Annotated in this window: 20 protein-coding genes; 9 read left to right on the top strand and 11 right to left on the bottom strand. The window is 69.3% G+C overall.

Features of this window, described 5'->3' with window-relative positions; translation table 11 throughout:
* The first annotated feature begins 1,074 nt into the window (after positions 1-1,074).
* Positions 1,075-1,746 (top strand): hypothetical protein, encoded by a 672-nt coding sequence (locus AC0OO9_RS16015; RefSeq protein WP_484510955.1) that lies wholly within the window; start codon positions 1,075-1,077, stop codon positions 1,744-1,746.
* A 451-nt stretch (positions 1,747-2,197) separates the two neighbouring features.
* Here the strand turns inward: AC0OO9_RS16015 and AC0OO9_RS16010 are convergent, their stop codons facing one another.
* A complete protein-coding gene (locus tag AC0OO9_RS16010; RefSeq protein WP_484510954.1) occupies positions 2,198-2,485 on the bottom strand; it encodes an STAS-like domain-containing protein in 288 nt (95 codons plus the stop codon).
* Entirely contained in the window at positions 2,482-3,444 is a 963-nt protein-coding gene (locus AC0OO9_RS16005; protein WP_484510953.1) for a hypothetical protein, read from the bottom strand. Before AC0OO9_RS16005 ends, AC0OO9_RS16010 begins: the two co-directional genes overlap by 4 nt.
* Positions 3,445-4,356: 912 nt before the next feature.
* Here AC0OO9_RS16005 and AC0OO9_RS16000 point away from each other — a divergent pair.
* Entirely contained in the window at positions 4,357-4,998 is a 642-nt protein-coding gene (locus AC0OO9_RS16000) for an abortive infection family protein (protein ID WP_484510952.1), read from the top strand.
* 481 nt (positions 4,999-5,479) lie between these two features.
* Here the strand turns inward: AC0OO9_RS16000 and AC0OO9_RS15995 are convergent, their stop codons facing one another.
* On the bottom strand, positions 5,480-5,704 hold the full coding sequence (locus AC0OO9_RS15995; protein ID WP_484510951.1) for a winged helix-turn-helix domain-containing protein: 225 nt from the start codon (positions 5,702-5,704) through the stop codon (positions 5,480-5,482).
* Positions 5,705-6,403: 699 nt separating this feature from the next.
* On the opposite strand from AC0OO9_RS15995, the gene AC0OO9_RS15990 reads away from it, so the two are divergent.
* Entirely contained in the window at positions 6,404-6,577 is a 174-nt protein-coding gene (locus AC0OO9_RS15990) for a hypothetical protein (protein WP_165947716.1), read from the top strand.
* 214 nt (positions 6,578-6,791) lie between these two features.
* Here AC0OO9_RS15990 and AC0OO9_RS15985 read toward each other — a convergent pair whose 3' ends face one another.
* The gene (locus tag AC0OO9_RS15985; protein ID WP_484510950.1) at positions 6,792-6,965 is read right to left on the bottom strand and encodes a hypothetical protein; all 174 of its coding nucleotides are present in this window, start codon (positions 6,963-6,965) and stop codon (positions 6,792-6,794) included.
* Between the two features lie 286 nt (positions 6,966-7,251).
* Here AC0OO9_RS15985 and AC0OO9_RS15980 point away from each other — a divergent pair, with 286 nt between their 5' ends.
* From AC0OO9_RS15980 to argS, 3 genes are all read left to right on the top strand, one after another.
* Entirely contained in the window at positions 7,252-8,232 is a 981-nt protein-coding gene (locus AC0OO9_RS15980; RefSeq protein WP_484510949.1) for an AraC-like ligand-binding domain-containing protein, read from the top strand.
* A gap of 273 nt (positions 8,233-8,505) precedes the next feature.
* Entirely contained in the window at positions 8,506-8,832 is a 327-nt protein-coding gene (locus tag AC0OO9_RS15975) for a DUF6355 family natural product biosynthesis protein (protein WP_484510948.1), read from the top strand.
* A 589-nt stretch (positions 8,833-9,421) separates the two neighbouring features.
* Positions 9,422-11,140, top strand: coding sequence for an arginine--tRNA ligase (gene argS, locus AC0OO9_RS15970; RefSeq protein ID WP_484510947.1), 1,719 nt, complete (start codon positions 9,422-9,424; stop codon positions 11,138-11,140).
* Positions 11,141-11,204: 64 nt separating this feature from the next.
* On the opposite strand, the gene AC0OO9_RS15965 is transcribed toward argS, so the two are convergent.
* Positions 11,205-12,188, bottom strand: a complete 984-nt coding sequence (locus AC0OO9_RS15965) for an NAD(P)-dependent alcohol dehydrogenase (RefSeq protein ID WP_484510946.1) — start codon at positions 12,186-12,188, stop codon at positions 11,205-11,207.
* A 104-nt stretch (positions 12,189-12,292) separates the two neighbouring features.
* On the opposite strand from AC0OO9_RS15965, the gene AC0OO9_RS15960 reads away from it, so the two are divergent.
* On the top strand, positions 12,293-13,009 hold the full coding sequence (locus AC0OO9_RS15960; protein WP_484510945.1) for a TetR/AcrR family transcriptional regulator: 717 nt from the start codon (positions 12,293-12,295) through the stop codon (positions 13,007-13,009).
* Positions 13,010-13,065: 56 nt separating this feature from the next.
* Here AC0OO9_RS15960 and AC0OO9_RS15955 read toward each other — a convergent pair whose 3' ends face one another.
* The 4 genes from AC0OO9_RS15955 to AC0OO9_RS15940 form a co-directional block, all read right to left on the bottom strand.
* A complete protein-coding gene (locus AC0OO9_RS15955; RefSeq protein ID WP_484510944.1) occupies positions 13,066-13,743 on the bottom strand; it encodes a hypothetical protein in 678 nt (225 codons plus the stop codon).
* A 177-nt stretch (positions 13,744-13,920) separates the two neighbouring features.
* Complete coding sequence (locus tag AC0OO9_RS15950; RefSeq protein ID WP_484510943.1) at positions 13,921-14,421, bottom strand: MerR family transcriptional regulator; 501 nt, start codon at positions 14,419-14,421, stop codon at positions 13,921-13,923.
* Positions 14,421-15,920, bottom strand: a complete 1,500-nt coding sequence (locus AC0OO9_RS15945) for a SulP family inorganic anion transporter (protein ID WP_484510942.1) — start codon at positions 15,918-15,920, stop codon at positions 14,421-14,423. Before AC0OO9_RS15945 ends, AC0OO9_RS15950 begins: the two co-directional genes overlap by 1 nt.
* A gap of 143 nt (positions 15,921-16,063) precedes the next feature.
* Positions 16,064-16,930, bottom strand: a complete 867-nt coding sequence (locus tag AC0OO9_RS15940) for an SDR family oxidoreductase (RefSeq protein ID WP_484510941.1) — start codon at positions 16,928-16,930, stop codon at positions 16,064-16,066.
* 119 nt (positions 16,931-17,049) lie between these two features.
* On the opposite strand from AC0OO9_RS15940, the gene AC0OO9_RS15935 reads away from it, so the two are divergent.
* Both AC0OO9_RS15935 and AC0OO9_RS15930 read left to right on the top strand, forming a co-directional pair.
* A complete protein-coding gene (locus AC0OO9_RS15935) occupies positions 17,050-17,667 on the top strand; it encodes a TetR/AcrR family transcriptional regulator (RefSeq protein ID WP_484510940.1) in 618 nt (205 codons plus the stop codon).
* A gap of 102 nt (positions 17,668-17,769) precedes the next feature.
* Positions 17,770-18,276 carry a hypothetical protein gene (locus AC0OO9_RS15930; RefSeq protein WP_132232336.1) on the top strand — a complete coding sequence of 169 codons (507 nt, stop codon included), beginning with the start codon at positions 17,770-17,772 and terminating at the stop codon, positions 18,274-18,276.
* Here the strand turns inward: AC0OO9_RS15930 and AC0OO9_RS15925 are convergent.
* Positions 18,220-18,711: a GNAT family N-acetyltransferase gene (locus AC0OO9_RS15925; RefSeq protein ID WP_484510939.1), complete on the bottom strand. Its 492-nt coding sequence runs from the start codon at positions 18,709-18,711 to the stop codon at positions 18,220-18,222. The genes AC0OO9_RS15930 and AC0OO9_RS15925 overlap by 57 nt on opposite strands.
* Positions 18,712-18,756: 45 nt before the next feature.
* Entirely contained in the window at positions 18,757-21,057 is a 2,301-nt protein-coding gene (locus AC0OO9_RS15920) for a glycoside hydrolase family 65 protein (protein WP_484517964.1), read from the bottom strand.
* Positions 21,058-21,159 lie beyond the last annotated feature (102 nt).

Here is a 21,159-nt window from a genome sequence, read left to right as displayed (position 1 = left end):
CCGCTGGTGGTGTTCGTCGTGTCTCCTGGCACCGCCGAAAGGGCGGCTGACGCCGGAGGGCGGAGTCGTGGTCGTGCCACTTCCCGCCGATGGGTCGTGTCCTTTCGCGCTCATGGACCTGACGAGTGAGGCTGGCACGGGTGGGGAGCCTGGAATGCCGGCACCCGGCGGGTTGCCGCAGGCTGCCCCCACTCGTGGAGCTGAGCGAATCCGGGCCATCGTGGACGGCAGGGAAGGAGTACTGAGCCGCTCAGCGGATTCGGGGAACCGGCACAGCGGCCGGTGCGATTGAGAGCCGGCGGGACGTGGCCTGCATCAGCGGCAGGAAGACCGCTCGGCATCTCCGACGTCGAGTCCAGCAATCCGGCAGGTGGGCCGCGCTGGCGTGCTCGACGAGCGCCAGAGTAGCACCGGGTACCGGCACGTCAACCCGCCGTGACCCGGAGCCAGGGCGGACCGACCGGCTGCCGGCCGGTGTGGGAGGACTTTCTGTACGTCTATCAAGGCGGCCCTGAACGGGCCGCACGCGCCGCCGCCTGGGCGCGAGTCCGTCGCTCCGCTGGCGCTCCGACTCCGGCCACGCAACACGCCCGGCGGCTGACGCGGAGAGCGGAAAGCCCCGGGCCGCCGTAGACGGCAGCGCGGAAAGTGGTTGAGGTTCGCGAGCCGGCAGCCGGCAGCCGGCCGCGCCGCGAGCGACGCGGCGTAGGGAAGGGCACGCCGGGTCCGCATGGCGGGTCACGGCCGTCGGGGCCGGGGCTGGCGGCGCGAGTGTGCCGGGCCGCCCCTCCAAGCTCAAGGGCGCTACGCGTCGCAAGCGACGGCCCTGCGGGCCGCCCTTGACCTCGGAGCCCCTGCGACCCTCGGGCAGGAGTCGTGGGCAGGCCGATGGCCTGCCCTTACATGGAGCGCGCCGCCAACCCCGACCCCGACTCGTCGCGGGCCACCCCCGGGTCGTCAAGGTCCGCTTGACCTGGCGGGCGAAGTGGGTCCATTCCCTAGAGGACGGTCCGACGGCAAAGGAAAGGCTGCGGCAGCGAGCGGTGTTGCACATGTTCGATACCATCGCGATCCATGGCCGTCCGCGAACTTGAACCCCGCACCTTAGAGGTGCCGCTGCCACCTATGCGTCTTTGGCGTGACGATCTAGAGCAGATCGAGTCGGTTATACGGGAAGCGGCTGCGGAAGTGTCGATACTAACGGACAGGTATCAACTGGATCGCATCGCGGATCTCGCGCAGGTGAAAGAGTCGCGAATCAAGGGTTTGCATTTACTTGCCGCCGAAGGGCGCATCCAGCTAGTAATTAAAGACTCTGGCGGGCTCCTGCGAATCTTGGATCCAACCTTGCCAGAGCGCGGCATGGCAGCGGATATCGCCCAGATTTCGCGTCGCTGCCGGAAGTTCGGTGCCGGTGGATCTAGATTTCAGGGTGTGACCTTCATGGCGGTTGCGACAGTATCGCTTTTTGTGGCTGCCCTTGTGACAACCATTGCTATGGTTGCGTTCGGAATGGAGTGGGCAAAACGGGAAGCTTTACCTCCGCATCTGGCCTGGCTTGTAGTTCCTTCAGGTGCAGTCTGCGCAATTTTAGGTCACCGCTATGCGAGCAATGTCATATACACCAGGACGCGCGCGGAGAATCCGCCGTGGATGAAGCGCAACGCAGATGCATTAGCAACTAACGCTATCGTTAGTGCCGTATTCCTTTTTCTCGGCATTTGGATTGGAAAGCTAACAAGCTAACCCTCTCCGGGCGCCCCTTTGTGAACCGAACTGCTGATCTTGTCGGCTGGGACTCGGCTGCTACCGACGGCACTGCAGGAATGAGATCAAAACCGTTGGCGTGCCCGATCCAGCGCCCACCGGCACGAACGGCAACCTGCTGTTCCGCAGGCTGAACGGCCGGTCCTTGCTTATCAAGCAGCATTGCTACGCACGGTGCAGATCAACCCGATTCCCAAGCTGACCGCCACCAAGACCGGAGGATCAGCTTGGGTGACCAACCGGGTGACGGTCGGTGCAAACACCGACGGACAAAGCTGGACGATGGTGGATAGTTGCAGCAGGTCGACGGACGTGCGAACCCAGCTCCTTGCCCCGTGATCATTTCTTCGGGACGAAGGAGTCAGGCTCTATCGGCGAGACGGCGGCAGAAGGAGCTTGACATCCGCAGGAGCATCGGGATGGCGCGGACTCAGAGCTCTTCCTGCGAGTACTCAGCTACGATCTCAATAATCTCTTGGATGCTGGCATTGCAGTTTCGGAAGGAAATCCGTTCAAGGATGGTGGCGTCTGAGCGAATAACATTCGACAGCAAGGCATGAATAAATGACTGTGTTGCCAACTCAACGCCAGCAAAGTCGAGCGCAACGCTGCCGCCGTCTTCCAAGGCTCGCTTAAGAACCCTGTCCCGGATCCTCGCCGCCGCGTCCTTGTCCCCACCAAAGGATCCGGCGTACCTAGAGATTGTAATCTTCTTCACGAGAACCTCGGCTTGAATCGGGCCGCCTTTTGCTTCTTTACGTCGATATGGTAGACTTGGCCAATTCGTCGAAGCAATTCGACGAAGCCGACGGGGCTGTCTATTTGAAGGTCGATGCCGACGGCGGTGCCCCGGTAGCTCGCATTCGGGATGCCAAACCACGTAACCCGGTCGTTAGCAATGTTCGCGTTGATTTGTGGATTCCTCTGAGTTAGCAGCTTCATCATGCAATCGCCGGATACGACGACCATGTGGTGTCGGGACAGCGTAGCCATGGACTTCAGGAAGAATAGGCCGGCCCCTCCGTTCGTCTCATTGCCTCCGAAGCGCGGCGACGCGCCAGTTATGCCAGGCCGCAAGGCGAGTGATATGGCTTCCTTGTCCGAGTTGGCACGATGGCTTCGGCTGATGCTTCTGGTAATCCCGATTCCTGCGTCTGCTACGCCAAGGAGAAGTCTTCGATTCATCTGTGAAACCTGAGCCGCCACAAAAGCGCCCGTGCTGCTGCCCGAGTGTTCCAGAACATTGCGGATCAACTCGAAGAGAACGTACTTCACGGCATCCGCATCGCGTGGCTCCATATGGAGAAGCGGCACGAAATCCTTGATGAAGTCGTTTAACTCCTCGTTGGTTAAGATATTTCTCACCGGGATGAAGCGGCCTGCTGCCTCATGTTCTCTGACCGAGATGTCCACCTCGGCATTAATGTGGGAGAAAACGTTCATTCGACGGAGGTATCGTGTGCTGGAGTTGACGGTCAGATTTTTGACCTGAGTTGACTGGCCGGCAGAGTCGGCTGCCGCGCCAGTCGCCGCAATCATGGCCAATACCACCGGATGTAGCGAGAAGAGGCCCTCACGTAGGACAAGCGTGAACTCCTCTTTACCGTCATCTTCCAGAAGCCGAAGAAATCGCTCCAGGTCGGCTAGATAAGCTCGCCCTGGCAGGGAGATCCGCAAGTCAACTCCTCCTCGATCATGCCCGCCCTCGACCGCACGCCGTAGGTCAGCGTAGCGAAGTAGCTCCATAGCCGCCGCGCTGCAAGTCGTGTCGATGCCTTAGTACTGGACGATGCTGCTTATACACCGGCAGAGTGGCTGTCGACAGCACGCTGACAGCAACCGCCCCGGACGGCAGCACGCTGACGAGCACCGGCACGGACGAAGCTCCGAGCGCCCAGCTGTTGCCGCACGCGTGTGGACGCCATGCGCACAGAGCTTGTAAGCGAGGCGTCCGGGAGGACCAGGCGCTCGGGGCGCGGCCGGGCTGAGCGCTGGCGAGGCGGCAGGCAAGAGCACTCGTTTGAGAGCCCGTCCTAGTCGATTGCCGACAGTGATGGCAATCTTCTACGGTCGCTGGCGGAGGTCGTGACTATGACAAGCAACAACGATCGTGCCCATGGCAGCAACGCGAGAAACCAAGAGGAGACCACCGCCCGGTCTGCACGACAGCCGTTCCCGCCGGCCCTCCAGCGCACGTCCGTCCGCACGGCTACCGGGAACGAGACCATCGGCTCCGCCACCCGGCGAGCCTTCCGCGACTTAGCGGGGAAGCTGGGCCGGGAGGTAGTGCAGGACCTGTGGGCAGATGCCGGGTTTTCGCCTCCGCCCTTGCACCCCGCGCTTGGCGGTACAGCGCCTACAGGCAAGGTGGATGTGGCAACGGCGTTTCTGGCGTCCCTCACAGCCTGGGGCGAGGTCCAGTCCCTAGACCATGAGTTCGGTCCGTCCGGCGCGCTGTTTGAGCGTTATGCGAGAGCTGTTGACTGGGCAGACGTCAATATGGTGGCCCGAGTTCTTCGCGTTTTCGAGGGGGTGCTTCGAGAGTATCGACGTCGGCCTGGGTGGTCGAGCCGTCCATGGCCTGGATGGGTGAGCGCGCCGTTGCGTGATGACGGCTACTTCATCAATGATCAGGGCAGGATTCTCTCCACCGGGATCAGCCTGCCGCCGGGAGCGCTGGCGAATCTCCAAGACTCCTCCGCCATACAGCTGGGCCTGGAGAGGGTCAACCGCGCCCTTGGCGATCCACGCTACCCCGATCCAGCAGCTGCGATCGGTGCTGCGAAAGAGCTCGTGGAGTCAACTTGCAAGCTGGTGCTTCACGAGCGGGGCAGCACTATCAGCCCGAACATGGACCTGCCGGCTCTTGTGCATGCCGCAGCGGGCGTTCTCCGACTACATCCGGCACAGCACCGCCCCGCCCGAGACGTTGATCATGCTGGCGGACATCCTGATCAGGCTGCCGAATGGGTCAAACTACTCGGCCGGCTTCACGCCATCCCGCAGGATTTGGCCAACATCCGCAACCGCGGATGGGGAACGGGCCACGGCGGCGTGACCGCACCTGCCGGGCTCGCGCGGCGGCATGCTCGCCTCGCGGTGGCTGCCGCCACCGCTTGGATCAACTTCATGCTTGAAACCTTGGCCGATCCGGCAGCTGGATGGCGTGTTGGCGATAGCCATGCCGCCGCCACCGCCGAATCTCCGCTGGCTTCTAGGCGCGAGGGCTAGATCGAGTTGAAGTCGGATGCTGCTGAGCCGTGATGGGAGGAGATGGCAAAGCACGGCTGGGCCTGAGCTGACGACAGCAGCGGTGACAGCGGCCGGCGCGGACGAAGGGCCGGGCACAGATCCGGCACAAGGAAGCGCGAGTAACGACGGCAGACGCCGGAAGCCGACGGAAGGTGTTTCAGCAGGCCAGAAGCTGTTCCGAGGGCTATGTGGGAGTCGGAAGACCGGGGCTTTTACTTCGTCGAAGGTGTGGCGGTGCACCGCGACGTCCAGCGGAACTGCACGAACCGGCACCCCAACGGACTATCGACTGGAAAGACAGCTTGGGTCGGGAGGAGCTGTTGACAGCAACCGGCGCAGGGGCGCCCGTCGGCGGAGGCGTGCGGACAGCCGCCCGAGTTTCGCGAAGGCGGACAGACGACGTCGGATGATCCGCACAGAGCAGATAAGGGTGGTGTCGAGCCTCGGCGCGCGACCGCCCTTACCGGGGATGCGGATTGGCGACGTAGACGCCCTTGCCCTGCCGGCCGTCGATCAGGCCCTCGGCTTTGAGCACGAGCATGGCAGCGCGGATGACGGTGTTGCTTACCTTGTAGTGCTCGCAGAGGGCAGCGAACGAGGGTAACTTGTCGCCCGGCTTCAACTCGCCGGAGCTGACCTGCTCGCGGATATCCCGGGCGACCTGTAGGTAGGCAGCTTCAGACATAGGTGGTGCTCCCAGCTTGGCGGCTGGTGCAAGCAGACCACATCGCAGGCTCGACTTACAACGCTATGTGTCGCAGCTGTTGACCCTGCGCACATTGCGTCCTAAGTTGCTCGTGGGGCTACCCAGCTTGGCGGCCGGGTCGTCCTGCCGTGGGCGCCCTGTCTCCGGACACGGCTGACCGGGTGCCCACGGAACCCCAAGCGTCGGCGGGAGGCGTGATGACCAGACCGAACGATGCAACTGATCCGACCGCAGGTCCCGTGCGGGACACCAGCTACCACATAAGGCAGGGCAACAGCCGGCGACGCGTGTCCTACGACGAGTACGTCTTAGCGGCGGCGTTGACCCTCGCCCGCCGGCACCAGCCCGTCTGGTCCTGGCGGCACTGGCGGCGTACCTGCCGCTGCGGTGGCGAACTGCCGTGCCGAAGCCGTCATCCCATCCCGATCAACCGCGGCCACTGGCCCAGCCAGGACGGCCCGCGATGACGACACACCTTCCGGTGACACCGGGTTGGGCATGCAGCGGATGCGGTGCCGACTGGCCCTGCCAGCCCCGACGGCGCGAACTGCGAGCGGAGTACGACAGCGCCCCAGTGTCGCTGGCCCTCTACCTAGCCGCCCAGCTCGTCGACGCCGCCCAGGACCTGGCCCACGTCCCCGCCGGCCGCCTGCACCACCGATTCCTCGGCTGGACGCGATGAGCATCCTGCGACCCGGCGACGAGAAGTTCCACTACAGCGACGGCTCCCACAAGTGGATTCCACCCGACCCCGACTACGACCAAGAGGTCTGGAACGAGCAGGTCCGCCAGCACAAGGAAGGCCACCTCAGAAACGAGCAACCCAAGGTCCGCATCCAGCGCCTCATCTGATGCCAGCAGTACAGCAGCGAAGTACAGCAACCGTGCCAGCCGAACCGGACCGAGATGCGCGTCAACAGGCCGGACGACCTCGAACGACGCTCGATCCAACCGGCTCGCCGTCAATCCATAGGTTCAGGGTTCGAGTCCCTGGCGGCCCACTACAAACCGTCCCCGAGCTGCGAGAACGCCGGACAAAGATCATCGGGCACAACCAGGGCACAACTCAGCTCCGATCTTGGTCCGCGCGAGGTTCCCGCCGGGTGCTGTCTGCGTCCCGCAGGAGGCCGCCGACCAGGCCGCGCGGCCGGTCCTTCTTCGGCATCCAGTGAACGTAGGTCTCCAACGTGATCCGCAGGTTGGCGTGCCGCAGTGCCTTCTGCACCTCCTGAGGCTCCACGCCGTTGCTCATCAGCGTCGTGGCGTCTGCAGTCGTGACCGCGCCTTTCGTCAGGGAGTTGAGCGACGAGGCATGGTGCGACCGACTCGCGGCGACCATGGCAGCACACAACGGGAGCCTTCAAGTCGTCTGGGTCTACTGCGACGCCATCACCATGCAACCGTGCTAGGCGTTCATGGTCTCACCAGCCAGCAATGCCTGACCCGCACCATCACGCCGCAACGCCGCTATATCGACGCCAAGCTATCGTGGTCTGACCCCCGCAGCGACAGCGCGAAGGTGAGTCATGGACGTAGTCAGCACCACCGAGGTCCCGGTTGAAGACGGGTTCGCCTTCTGGCGCGAGGTGAACTCGAAGCTCTGGGTGCCCTACGATTTGCGCTGTGAACCGCAGTGGGAGCCCGGATTTCGGGCTCAGGTCGGAATCAGCGAGTTCGGTCCCGTGCAGGCGACATTCATGACCACGATGCCGCACTCGGTCCACCGCACTCCCAAGCTCATTCGGCAGGCCGATCCCGAGGTGTTCAAGCTGGGTTGCCTCGTGCGCGGTGGCGGCATGATCACGCAAGACGGCCAGCGTACAGATTTCGGCGTGGGGGACCTGATACTGTATGACACCTCCCGGCCCTACGTGGCCGAATTCACGCCGGATGTGCCAGTGAGTCAGCTGCTGCTCCTGCGCTTCCCGCGCTCGTTGCTGCCGTTGCCTCCTCGGGAGTTGCGGCGTCTGAGCGCAGTTCGCATCCCTGGCGCCCAAGGGATCGGCGCGTTATCTTCGCAATTCCTGCTGCAGCTTGCCCGGCACATGGACGAACTCAGTCCGTTCGACGCCGCCCGGCTGTCCACCCTCACCATTGACGTGTTGACCGCGGCACTGGCCAACGCGCTGGACGTTCAAAGCGCGGTGCCCCCCCACACCCGTCGGCGAGCGTTGATGGCTCAGATCCACGCCTTCGTCCGAGAGAATCTGGGCGATCCGCGCCTGACACCGGACGCGATCGCCGCAGCGCATCACATCTCGCTGCGGTACCTGCACAAGCTGTTCCACGGGGAAGGGCACACGGTCGCCGGCTGGGTCCGCGAGCGTCGCCTGGAGCAGTGCCGACGCGACCTCGCCAACCCCCAACTAGGCGCGCACCCGATCCACGCGATCGCCGCCCAGTGGGGGTTCACCAGCCCGGCGCACTTCAGTCAGGCGTTCCGCAACGCCTACGGCCTTTCGCCACGCCAGTTCCGCGAGCAGTGCGCGAGAGTGCGCGCAGACTAAAGATTTGTGCGCTTACCAGTAACGACAGGCCCGGCTGCGGCCTGCATCCTTATCACAGGAAATCCGCTCAGCCAGGGTTGAATCTGATTCCGGCTAACGGAAGAAGGTTCACTTGAGCGCGCCACATCGATCCGTGCCTTCGCTATGGAAGGAGCGCGAGGAAGTACATCGTCGATCACTTCATGGAGCCAGCAGCATCATCTAGGCCGCAGCGGCGGCTGACAGGAGACCATTGTGAAAATGTGGTACAGAACGGCGTTCCGGATCTCGGCGGTGACCGCGGTCCTCGGCGCACTCACCCTGTCCGGGACCGTGGCACAGGCAAGTCCGGGCGCCGGCTCGCGCCTACCTCAAAACGAAACCACCGCGGTTCCGGAGCAGGCCAAGCCCGGCAGCGAGGACGTCTCCGCGCAGGTTTGCGGTTACTACGAGGACGCGGTGACGGCCTGGTACAACCACTGCGGAACCACCCATGTGCTCATCTACGTCGACGCGACGTGGCCCCGCGACGACTGGACCTGGTGCATCGGCCCGGGAACGTGGGACATCGGCGGCGCCAACGCCGTATCCAACGCCTGGTACGCGGGTCAAACTTGTTGAACCGCCAGCCAATCGCTGCGCGATCCTCCACCTGAACCGCAAGGCGTTTGCGCCGCCACCGCTTGCCGGCGGTCGTGATGGGCCGCAAGGGGAGGCTGAAGGGGATTCATTGTTCGTGGCTCAGTCTCCGGACGGATCTGGAGACTGAGCCACTTGCTCGGCGAGGGGTCGGTCTGTGCGCGAAGCGCTGCGCCCGACGTTCAACTGACACAGTCGTGACCCACTCGTAGCCGAGTTACGCCCCAGCCTCACGCGCCGCCCGTGGACACCCGTGGCCCGATGCCCGGCTGTCCGCCACTACGGCCCTGACGATTCCGGGTGTGCCCGCTCGCTGCGGGAACGGCGTTGCGCAGCCCCCGGCCTGGACGGTTAGGCTGCTGCCATGACCAGCTCGCCCGCGTACCCGATGACGTCCCCCGACGTCCAGGTCGGCGCGCTGCGACGCCGGCGGTCCCGCGACCGCCTGCGCTGAGTCTTCTTCTCCTGCGACCGGCGGATCGAGCCGCCGGTCATCGTCGATCGTCCTCGGTCCGCCCGCATCCCCATCCGGTGATCCGCGCGGCGGATCCGAGCGAGATCGGCGTACCCCATGGACCTTGAGAAACTGCTGGCCGACCGGCTGGCGCCGGCGTTCGCGACGGTGGCCGGCGGGCCGGTGGATCCGGTCGTGCGGCGCTCCCAGCGTGCGGACTTCCAGTCCGACGCGGCGCTGGCGCTGGCCCGGCGGCTCGGCCGGCCGCCGCGCGCGATCGCCGCCGAGGTGCTGGACCTCGCGGAGCTGGCCGATCTGTGCAGCGCGGCGGAGGTCTCCGGGCCGGGTTTCCTGAACCTGACCGTCGCCGACGAAGCCCTGGGCGGGCTGGTCTCCGCGTTGGCCACCGACCCGCGGCTCGGGGTGCCGGTGGCCGTCGAGCCGGAGACGGTGGTGGTCGACTACTCGGCGCCGAACGTGGCGAAGGAGATGCACGTCGGGCACCTGCGGTCGACGGTGATCGGCGACGCGGCGGCCCGGCTGCTGGAGTGGCTGGGGCACCGGGTGCTGCGGGCCAACCACCTGGGTGACTGGGGCACGCCGTTCGGCATGCTGATCGAGCACCTGGTCGACCTGGGCGGGGCCGAGGCGGCGCGCGAGCTGTCCATGGGTGACCTGGACGCGTTCTACAAGGCGGCCCGGGTCAAGTTCGACGCGGGTGAGGCGTTCCGGGAGCGGTCCCGGCGGCGGGTGGTGGCCCTGCAGAGCGGCGATCCGGCGACGCTGCGGCTGTGGCGGCTGCTGGTGGAGCAGTCCGAGCGGTACTTCATGACCGTCTACCACCTGCTCGACGTGACCCTCACCGAGCGGGACTTCCACGGTGAGAGCAGCTACAACGACCTGCTCGAACCGGTGACCGAGGAGCTGGACCGCCTGGGGCTGCTGCGGGAGAGCGAGGGTGCGGCCTGCGTGTTTCCGCCCGGCTCGGTGGGCCGGGACGGCGAGCCGCTGCCGCTGATCGTCCGCAAGTCCGACGGCGGGTACGGCTATCCGGCAACCGACCTTGCGGCGATCCGGCACCGGACCGGCACGCTGGCCGCGACCCGGCTGCTCTACGTGGTCGGCCTGCCGCAGCGGCGGCACTTCGAGATGGTGTACGCCGCCGCCGCGCAGGCCGGCTGGCTGGCCCCGCCGGCCCGGGCCGAGCACGTCGGGTTCGGCTCGATCCTCGGGTCGGACGGTCGGATGCTGCGCAGCCGGGCCGGCGGCTCGGTGAAGCTGGTCGGGCTGCTGGAGGAGGCGATCGTCCGGGCTACGGCGCTGGCCCGGGAGCGGAACCCGGACCTGGGCGAGGCGGAGGCGGCCGAGGTGGGCCGGGCGGTCGGCATCGGCGCGATCAAGTACGCCGACCTGTCCAGCGACCGGCACAAGGACTACGTGCTCGACTGGGAGCGGATGCTGTCGCTGGATGGCAACACCGCGCCCTATCTCCAGTACGCGAACTCGCGGATCCGGTCGATTTTCCGGCGGGCCGGGGTGGCGGCCCGGCCGGAGGCGGCGATCTCGCTGGCCGATCCGGCCGAACGGGCGCTCGCCTTCGAACTGGTCGGCTTCGGGACGGTGGTCGGCGAGGTGGCGGACAGCCTGGAGTTCCACCACCTGACCGGCTACCTGCACCGGCTGGCCGTCGCGTTCAGCGCGTTCTACGAGCGCTGCCCGGTGCTGCGCGCCGACGGTCCGGTCCGGGAGAGCCGGCTGGCGCTCTGCGACGTGACCGCCCGGGTGCTCCGGCAGGGGTTGTACCTGCTCGGCATCAGCACTCCCGAACGCATGTGATCGGCGTGTCGACCTCGCGCACCTGCCGCGCCCGAAGTGTCGCTGCCCGCAGCGGCACCGCAGGTCACAGGGTGATGACCACCTTCGCCCGCGCGTGTTCGCCTTCGAGGTACCGGATGGCCTGGGGCACCTCGCGCAGCGGATAGGTCCGGTCGATGACCGGGGTGAGGCGGCCGGCCTCGGCGTGGGCGCGGAGCGTGTCGAGGTGTTGCCGGCTGGGCGCCGCGGTGAGGGTGACGATGCGCTGGCGGACGAGGGGTGCCAGCAGCCGTCCGCGTGCGAGGAGCCAGACCGGCCCGACGAGGCTGCCGCCGCCGTACACGCCGCCGCCGGAGAGCACCAGCGTCCCGCTGGTGGTCAGCGCCCGCCGGAGCGCGGTGAGTGAGCGGTTGCCGACCAGGTCGAACACGACGTCGTGGCGGCGGTCGCCGCGGGTGAAGTCGTCGCGGGTGTAGTCGACGACGCGGTCGGCGCCGAGGGAGCGGACCAGGTCGACGTTGCGGGTGCTGCACACTCCGGTCACGGTCGCGCCGAGCGCCTTGGCCAGCTGGACGGCCAGGGTGCCGACGCCGCCGGAGGCGCCGTTGACGAGCACGCGCTGGCCGGGCTCGACCCGCCCGACGTCGCGCAGCCCCATGAGCGCGGTGACACCGGCCAGCGGCAGCGCGGCGGCCTGCTGCGGGGTCAGGTTCGCCGGCTTCGGCGCGACCAGGGCCGCGGGCACGCACACGTACTCGGCGAACGCGCCGTTGGCGTCACCGAGGTCGCCGAAGACGGCGTCGCCCGGGCGCACCTGTCGGACGTGGCTGCCGACGGCCTCGACCCGGCCGGCGAAGTCGCGGCCACGGATGCGCGCGCGGGGCCGCGTCCGCCCCATCGCCAACCGCGCCATCCGCGGATCGCCACGCATGGCATGCCAGTCGTACGCGTTGAGCGCGGCGGCCTCGACCCGCACGAGCACCTCGTCGGGGGCGGGCACCGGCACGTCGACGTCCGCGAGCGTGAGTGTCTCCGGCGGGCCGTACCGGTCCTGGACTATCGCCTTCATCTCTGCCTCCCGCTAGGTGTACGCCGTACACCCAATGTAGGTGTACGGCGTACACCGGTCAAGGCGGTTATGGTTTCAACCGCCGCCAGAAGACGGGGACCGAGATGGCTGAGCAGGCTGAGACGCTGCGCCGGGCGCCGCTGAGCAGGGACCGGATCCTGCACGCCGCCGTCGCGCTCGCCGACGGGGCCGGGATCGAGTCCCTCAGCATGCGCAACCTCGCCCAGGACCTCGGCGTCGTGCCGATGGCCCTCTACAAGCACGTGGCCAACAAGGACGAACTGCTCGACGGCATGATCGACGTCGTCGTCGGCGAGATCGACCCGCCGGTGCCCGACGCCGACTGGAAGCACGCGGTCCGCAGCCGCATCCTCTCGGCGCGGCAGGTGCTGCGGCGCCACCCCTGGGCGCCGCTCGCGATCGAGTCGCGGAACATGGCGACGCCGGCCGTCCTCGCGTACCTCGACTCGGTGGTCGGGACCCTCCGGGCCGGCGGGTTCTCCGCCGACCTCGCCCATCACGTGATGCACGCGATGGGCAGCCGGATCCTGGGCTTCAGCCAGGAGCTGTTCGACGCCTCCCGGCGCGCCGGCCGCTCCGGCACGGCCAGCTCAGCACCACCGCAGGCCTTCCCGCCGGAGGTCGCGGCCCGGTTCCCGCACCTCGCGGAGATCTCCACGGCCGCGTCCCACGACGACGCGTCGGTCGTGGGACAGGGCTGCGACGACCAGTTCGAGTTCGAGTTCGCGCTGGACCTGCTGCTGGACGGCATCGAGCGGCTCCGACAGCAGAACTGGACGTCGCCGCGCCGGGCCCGGTAGTCGTCGACCGGTGGGCCGTTCCGCGCCGGAACGGCCCACCGCGCGCGGCCGACCGCTCAGGGGGTGTACGGCGCGTCCGTGTGGCTGACCTCGACGAGCCGGCTGCCGCTGAGTTCGTAGACGGCCGTACGTCGCACGGCGACCTCCGCCGAGGACGCGTCCTCGGGGCGGGTCAGGTAGACCACCGTCGCCTGGCGCGACTTGATCGAGACCGACTCCACGGGCGTACGGTCGCCGATGTCGACCATGCTGACGTAGACGGGCTTACCGTCGATGTTGCCGTACATCACGATCTGCCAGAACTTGCCGGTCCCGCCGCCGTCCATGAGCACGGGAACCACCGCGTCGGCCGCGTCGTCGCCGGTCAGGTCGCCGATGGCGCACGGCTGTTGCATGTGGACGACCGTGCCGTCCTCCCCGGACCACATGCCGTCGACAAGCGGGATCGGATCCGGGTAGCCGTTGTACCGCTCGGATCCGTTACCGAGCACGGCGGTCTTGAGCTGCGCGCAGGTGAGCGCCTTGAGCGTGGCGGGCGCTCCGGACGTGTCGGGTACGGCCGAGGGCGCCGGCTCGTCCGGGTCCGCTGTCTCGTCGTTCACGCTGACGGTGCTGCCTGTCGGCTGCGCCGAGGCGGCCGGGTCCGGGTCGTCCGCCGGCGTGTTGATCGTGACGCATCCGCTCAGCGCCGCCACCAGGGCGAGTGCCGCGACGGGCAGCAGGGTCCTACGCATTGATCTTCCCTCTCCTTGTGTGGCCCGGAGCGTAGTGCGCCTCCGCCACGGCCGGCCGCCAGCGGTCGGCGCACGGTCCACAGTGGAGCCAGGAGGGTCACCGGGATCGGGAAGCTCGGGAGCCGGACCGGAAACCGCCCGTCGTCGCCACTCCCGCCGCCAGGGCCGACAACCGGCTCAGGTGGACGGACCACCGTGCTGGTCGAGCCTGTCGCGGAGCGTGCCGGCGAATCCCTCGGCCGTGGCGAGCTGGTCGCGCAACGCGCTGACGCGTGCGGTGGCGGCGGTGTGGAACATACCGAGCCGGTCGAGCAGGGCGACCCGGTCGGCGCCCTCGGCCGGGCCGAGGGCGTCGAGGACGCCGAGCAGGTCGCGCATCTCGTCGAGGGTGAAGCCGAGCGGCTTCATCCGCTTGACCACGGCGAGCCGGTCGAGGTCGGGAGCGGTGTAGAGGCGGAAGCCCCCGTCGCTGCGGGCCGACGGGACGATCAGGCCGACGTCCTCGTAGTGCCGGATGGTGCGGATGCTCAGCCCGACCCGCTCGGCGACCTCGCCGATCTGCATCAGCCGCCCTCCGACCGGGCCGGCGGCGGGCGCCGAAGCCGGGCCGGGGGCGGACCCGGCAGCCGGGCCGGGGGCGGCGGGTGCCGGCCCGGCCGTACGGCGGTCGGGGGCCATCAGTGGCCGACGCCGAGCCGGCCGGCGAGGGTGCCGTGGATGTCCGCGCTGGGGCGGTTCAGCTCGACGATCTCCACGGTCTTGCCGCGGGCGGCGTACCTGGTGGTGACGGCGTCGAGGGCAGCCACGGAGGAGGCGTCCCAGACGTGGGCGTGCGTCATGTCGATGACCACACTGTCAGGGTCGTTGGCGTAGTCGAACTGCCCGACCAGGTCGTTGCTGGAGGCGAAGAACAGCTCGCCGTGCACCGAGTAGATCCGGGTCGTCCCCTCGGGGTCGAGAACGCTGGTCACCTCCACCAGGTGGGCGACCCGCCGGGCGAAGACGACCATCGCGGTGAGCACGCCGGCGACGACGCCGACGGCGAGGTTGTGGGTGGCCAGCGTGGTGACGACGGTGGTCACCATGACGATCGTCTCGCCGTACGGCATCCGTTTGAGCGTGGCCGGGGCGACCGAGTGCCAGTCGAACGTCGACACCGCGACGATGACCATCACGGCGACCAGGGCGGCCATCGGGATCACCGCGACCACGTCGCCGAGCGCGACGACCAGGATCAGCAGGAAGACGCCGGCCAGGAAGGTCGACAGCCGCGTACGGGCGCCGGACGCCTTCACGTTGATCATCGTCTGACCGATCATCGCGCAGCCGCCCATGCCGCCGAAGAACCCGGTGACGATGTTCGCCACGCCCTGCCCCCACGACTCCCGGGTCTTGCTGGAGGGGGTGTCGGTGATGTCGTCGACCAGCTTCGCGGTCATCAACGACTCCATCAGCCCGACCAGCGCGATGCCCAGGGCGTACGGGGCGATCAGGGTCAGGGTGTCCATGGTCCAGGGGACCTGCGGCAGGCCGAGCGTGGGCAGGCTGTCCGGCAACGCCCCCTCGTCGCCCACCGTCGGCACCGTCGCGTGGGTGGCCACCGTGACCACGGTCAGCACCACGATGGCGACCAGCGGCGCCGGGACGGCCCGGGTGAGGCGGGGCAGCCCCACCATGATCGCCAGCGCGACCGCCGCGAGCGGGTACACCAGCCACGGCACCCCGATCAGGTGCGGCACCTGGGCGACGAAGATCAGGATGGCCAGGGCGTTGACGAAGCCGACCATCACGCTGCGCGGGATGAACCGCATCAGCTTCGCCACCCCGAGCACCGCCAGCAGGATCTGGATCGCGCCGCCGAGGATCACCGCGGCGATCAGGTGGTCGAGGCCGTGCTCCTTGGCGAGGGGCGCCACGACCAGGGCGACCGCCCCGGTGGCGGCGGAGATCATCGCCGGCCGACCGCCGCAGATCGCGATGGTCACCGCCATAGTGAACGAGGCGAAGAGGCCCACCCGGGGATCGACCCCCGCCAGGATCGAGAAGGAGATCGCCTCCGGAATCAGCGCCAGGGCGACGACCAGGCCGGCGAGGACCTCGGTGCGGAACACCCTCGGCGACAGCCAGGACGGGCGGGGCAGGCGCGGGCGGGGAGCCAGGGACGGCACAGAGGACATGGGGCCATTTCCACTTGGGGGCGGCGCGACGACCCGACGGACCCTACTCTTCCGCGACGGGAGAGTTCCCTCCCGCGTGGCGACCGTCACGATCGGCCGTACGCGAGCCGCCGCGCGCCCCGCCCTCCCGCGCCCGGCGGCGGTCAGGCCGGCCCGACGCCCGGGGCCGGGACCGCCTTCTCGGCGGCGCGGCTCACCTCTTCCCAGCCGGCCCAGACGTCCATGCGTCGCCTGGAGATGTCGAAGGCGAGGTCGTAGACCATGCTGCCCAGCAGCAGCCGCAGCGGCGGGTCGTCGCTGGCCACGAGCTTCATCAGCGCCTCGGCGGCCAGCCGGGGCTCGCTGTCGATCGACCCTTCCGCCCACTGCCGCGCCAACTCCTCCCGCAGCGGGTCGTAGGCGGGGTTCGGGGTGGCCGCCGTGCTGCTGGTGTAGAGGTCGGTCCAGTAGCCGCCCGGCTGGACGATGGTGACCTTGACGCCGAACCCGGCGGCCTCGGCGGCCAGCGCCTCGCTCATGCCCTCCAGCGCGAACTTGCTCGCGCTGTAGAGCCCCGTGCTGGGGAAGCCGCCGAGGGCGCCGATGCTGGAGACCTGCACGACGTGCCCGCCGCGCTGGGCGCGCAGGTGCGGCAGGACGGCCTGGCTGACCCAGAGCGCGCCGAAGAAGTTGAGGTCCAGTTGGGCGCGGGCCTCGGCCTCGGTGAACTCCTCGACCATGCCCATGTAGAGCGCCCCGGCGTTGTTCACGACGACGTCGAGCCGGCCGAAGTGCCGTACCGCCTCCTCGACGACGGCGAGGACCGCCGCGCGGTCCGTGACGTCGAGGCGCAGCGCCAGCAGGCGGTCGGGGTGCCGGGCGGCGAGGTCGTCGAGCGGTGAGACGTCCCGGGCCGCGCCGACGACCCGGTCGCCGGCGGCGAGCGCGGCCTCGGTGAAGGCGCGGCCGAGGCCACGGCTGGCCCCGGTGACGAACCAGACCCGGGGTGCGGCGGTGGCTGAGGCTTCCATGGGGGCTCCCTCCCTGACGAGACGGACCGTCTCGTCTTGTTGACGGGAGTGACCCTACCCGATCGGGCTCCACTGTCAAGACGGACCGTCTCGTCTCATCCTCTTGCTAGATTGGGCCCGTGCCCACGCAGAAGGTCGCCCCCGACTCCAGCCGTCGCAGCGAGACCGCACGCCGCGCCATCCTCGCCGCCGCCTTCGACCTCGTCGGCGACGTCGGCTACGCGAAGCTCAGCATCGAGGGCATCGCCGCCGCCGCCGGCGTCGGCAAGCAGACGATCTACCGTTGGTGGCCCTCGAAGGGCGCCCTGCTGTTCGACGCCTTCCTCGCGCTCACGACCGACGGCGGGCAGGACGGACAGGGCGGCGCCCTGCCGGACACCGGCGACCTGGCCGCCGACCTGAAGCTGGTCCTGCGGGCCGTCGTCGACGAGCTGAACGACCCGCGCTACGACCTGCCCATGCGCGCCCTGCACACCGAGATCGTCCACGACCCCGCCCTCGCCGCCGACTACGCGGAGCGGCTGGACGGGCCCATGCGGGAGCTGAAGAAGGAACGCCTGCGCGCCGCCCGGCGTGCCGGCCAGCTCGCCGATGACGTCGACCTCGACGTGGCCGTCGACCTGATCTTCGGGCCGGTCCTCAACCGGTGGCTCCAGCGCACCGGCCCGCTGACGCACGGGTACGCCGACCAGGTGGTGGACACGGCGCTGCGCGGCCTGCGCCCCCGCGAGGCGTAGCCCTCGCGTCGCCGGGCGGACACAACACCGGGCCCCCGGTCGTCGTTGATCCGGTCGTACCCGCCCCACCTGGTGGGCACCGACCGTGGAGGAGGCACGCCGATGACCAGTCAGCGCGAGACCGTGGAGGTCGACCCGGTCCTGTTCCGTGCCGTCTACGACTCGCCCGCCTCGCTGCCCGGCAGGCACCGGTGGACGACCCCGGAGTCGGACGTACGCCGGATCGAGAAGCTGCTCGGCATGCCGCTGCGCAGCATCGGCGCCCCGCTCTGGGTCAGCGGCGACGAGCCGGACTGCCCGAAGTGCGGCCGCCGGGTGAACTGGTACGACATCGTCTCCTCCGCCCTCTCCGGCGTGCACGACCGGATGATGATCGCGACGGTCATCCTCGGCGACCGCAGGTACGTCAACACCGAGGTCCCGGACGCGATCGCCGGGGTGCGCTGCACCGACTGCCGCACCGCGATCGAGGGGCTGCGCAGCTTCAAGTGCCACAACTGGGCGTACGCCTTCGAGGCGCTGGAGACCGTCCGGCAGCGGATGTCGGGCGCGTCAGTCGTCGGCCGTCAGCCCGCGGGCGAACCGCAGCCCGGGGCGCCCGTCGAGTGACACCTCGCCCACCGGCGTGAACCCGGTACGCCGGAGCACCGCGAGCGAGCCCGCGTTGTCCAGCGTGGTCCCGGCGGTCAGCCGACGCAGCCCGTACGCCCGGCGGGCCAGTGCCACGACGCGGCGGACGCCGTCGGTCGCCACCCCACGCCCGGCGGCCCGCTCGGCCACCCGGTAGCCCAGCTCGGCCTCGCCGTCGGCGACATCGACCAGGTTGAACCGGCCCAGCACCGTCCCGTCCGGCTCCACGAGGACGTGGAAGTGGCAGGTGCCGCTCTCCTGCTCGGCGAGCAGCCCCGCGTGCCGCGCGGTGAAGTCGGCGAAGTACGCGTCGCCCCGGTCCGGCACCGAGCGCGCGAACCACTCCCGGTTCTCCCGCTCGAAGCGCAGCAGCGCGTCGGCGTGGTGGGCGGCGAGCCGCTCGAGTTCGGGCACCGCGCCACCCTACCCAGGTGTGAGGAAGGGGCCCTTCCTTACAGCTCAGCGGCGGGTGGGGCGGCGGCCGGGCGGGGAGGGCGGCTCCGGCCCCGGGTCGGGCACCTCGGGCATCGGGCGGGTGACCGGCCCGGCTCCGGTGACCCGGAGGGGCTCGCCGTGGTGCCACACCTCGATGCCGGTCTCCGGGTCGGCGTCCGGCAGCTCGTAGCGGGCCTCGTCGGCGGTGAGGGTGACCCGCAGCCGGTGGCCGTGCCAGCGCAGGTGGAACGCGAGCCGGTCGATCGCCGCCGGCAGCCGGGGGTCGAAGGAGAGCACCCCCCGGTCGTCGCGCAGCCCGCCGAAGCCCTGCACCAGGGCCAGCCACGCCCCACCCAGCGACGCCAGGTGCAGCCCGTCGCCGGTCTTGTCGCCGAGGTCCGCCAGGTCCTGGAGCACCGACTCGGCGAACAGGTCGTACGCCAGGTCGAGGTGCCCGACCTCGGCGGCGAGCACGGCCTGCGGGGAGGCCGACAGCGACGAGTCCCGGACGGTCCGCGCCTCGTAGTAGGCGAAGTTGCGGGCCTTCTCGTCGGCCGTGAACTCCCCCGGGCAGCGCTGCATGGCGAGCACCAGGTCGGCCTGCTTGACCACCTGCTTGCGGTACAGCTCCAGGTAGGGGAAGTGCAGCAGCAGCGGGTAGTCGTCCTCGGAGGTGTCCGCGAAGTTCCACTCCGGCTGTTCGGTGAAGCCGGCCGACTGCTGGTGCACCCCCCGCTTGCGGTCGTACGGGACGAAGACCGCGTCGGCCGCCGCGCGCCAGGCCGACACCTCGGCCGCCTCGACGCCGAGCCGGGCCGCCGCCCCGGGGTGCCGCTCGGCGGCGTCGGCGGCCCCGCGCAGGTTGCGCCGTGCCATCAGGTTGGTGAAGACGTTGTCGTCGACCAGGGCGCTGTACTCGTCGGGGCCGGTCACGCCGTGCAGGTGGAAGGTGCCGGTGTCGGACCAGTGGCCGAAGCCGTGCCAGAGCCGGGCCGTCTCGACCAGCAGCTCCAGCCCGGGCCCAACGAGGAACTCCTCGTCGCCCGTGGCGGCGGCGTAGCGCAGCACCGCGTCGGCGATGTCGGCGTTGAGGTGCAGCCCGGCCGTGCCGGCCGGCCAGTAGCCGGAGCACTCCCGCCCGCCGAGGGTCCGCCACGGGAATGTCGCTCCGGGCAGCCGCAGCTCCGCCGCGCGCTCGCGGGCCTCCGGCAGGTGGGCGTGCCGCCAGCGCAGCGCCGAGCGGGCCAGCGGCGGGTCGAGGTAGGTCAGCACGGGCAGGACGTAGCCCTCCGTGTCCCAGAGCACGTGCCCGTCGTAGCCGTTGCCGGTCAGCCCCTTGGCGGGGATCGTCCGGTCGCCGTCCGCCCGGCCTGCCTGGAGCAGGTGGAACACCGAGAACCGGATGGCCTGCTGGAGCTCGTCGTCGCCGTCGAGCTGCACGTCGGCGGTCCGCCAGGCGGCGTCCAGCACCGCGCGCTGGCCGGTCAGCAGGGCCTCGAAGCCCTCCGCGCGGGCCGCGTCGGCCTCCGCGACGACCAGGCGGGCCAGCTCCTCCGGGGGCAGGCCGTCCACCGGGGTGCACTCGTACGCGGCGAACTTGGTCAGTCGCAGCCGCTCGCCGGCGCGCAGCGTCCCGGTCAGCGTGAGGCGCAGCCGGTCGGGGGTGCAGTCGACGCCGGGGGCGAAGCCGTCCGGGGCGTGCACGTCGTGCGCGACGGCGACGGCGACCCGCTGGCCGCTGTGTTCGGTGCGGTGGACGAGGACGCCGTCGTGCCCGTCGGAGTGCCGGTACTCGGCGGTCAGCGGGTCGGTGATCACGGAGGCGGCGCGGGGGTCGTCGGCGCGCTCCGGCACCCGCTCGTTGGCGAGCAGGTCGGCGCAGACCCGCACCTCGACAGTGCCGTCCAACGGCTCGACGGACCACCGGACGGCGGCCACCGGACGGCGGGGCAGGGAGACCAGCCGGACGCTGCGGACGCGTACGCCGTGCCCGGCCGGCGAGATCCACTCGGTGTGCCGCTCGACCACCCCGGCGCGCAGGTCGAGCACCCGCTCGTGGGTGCGCAGGGTGCCGGTGCGCACGTCCAGCGGTTCGCCGTCGACCCAGAGGCGGATCAGGGCCGCGTTCGGCGCGCTGATCACCGTGTCGCTGAACTGCGGGAAGGCGTACCCGTCCTCGGGGTAGTCGAGCTCGCGCCGCTCGTGGAAGCCGTTGAGGTAGGTGCCGGGCATGCCGTAGGGCGCGCCCTCGTCCAGGGTGCCGCGCCAGCCGACCCAGCCGTTGCCCAACGCGAAGATCGACTCGGTCTCGGCGAGGCGGTCCATGTCCGCCTGCGTACGCCGGATCCGCCAGGCCTCGTCGCCCCCTGTGACCTGCCCGGTCGGCGGCCGATCGGTGATGGGGGTTTCGTGCACAGCGCCTCCAGG

It is taken from the genome of Micromonospora sp. USAFONa4 (assembly GCF_057197825.1).
The sequence above is the reverse complement of the archived record's forward strand: the minus strand, read 5'-3'. Positions and strand labels throughout refer to the sequence as shown.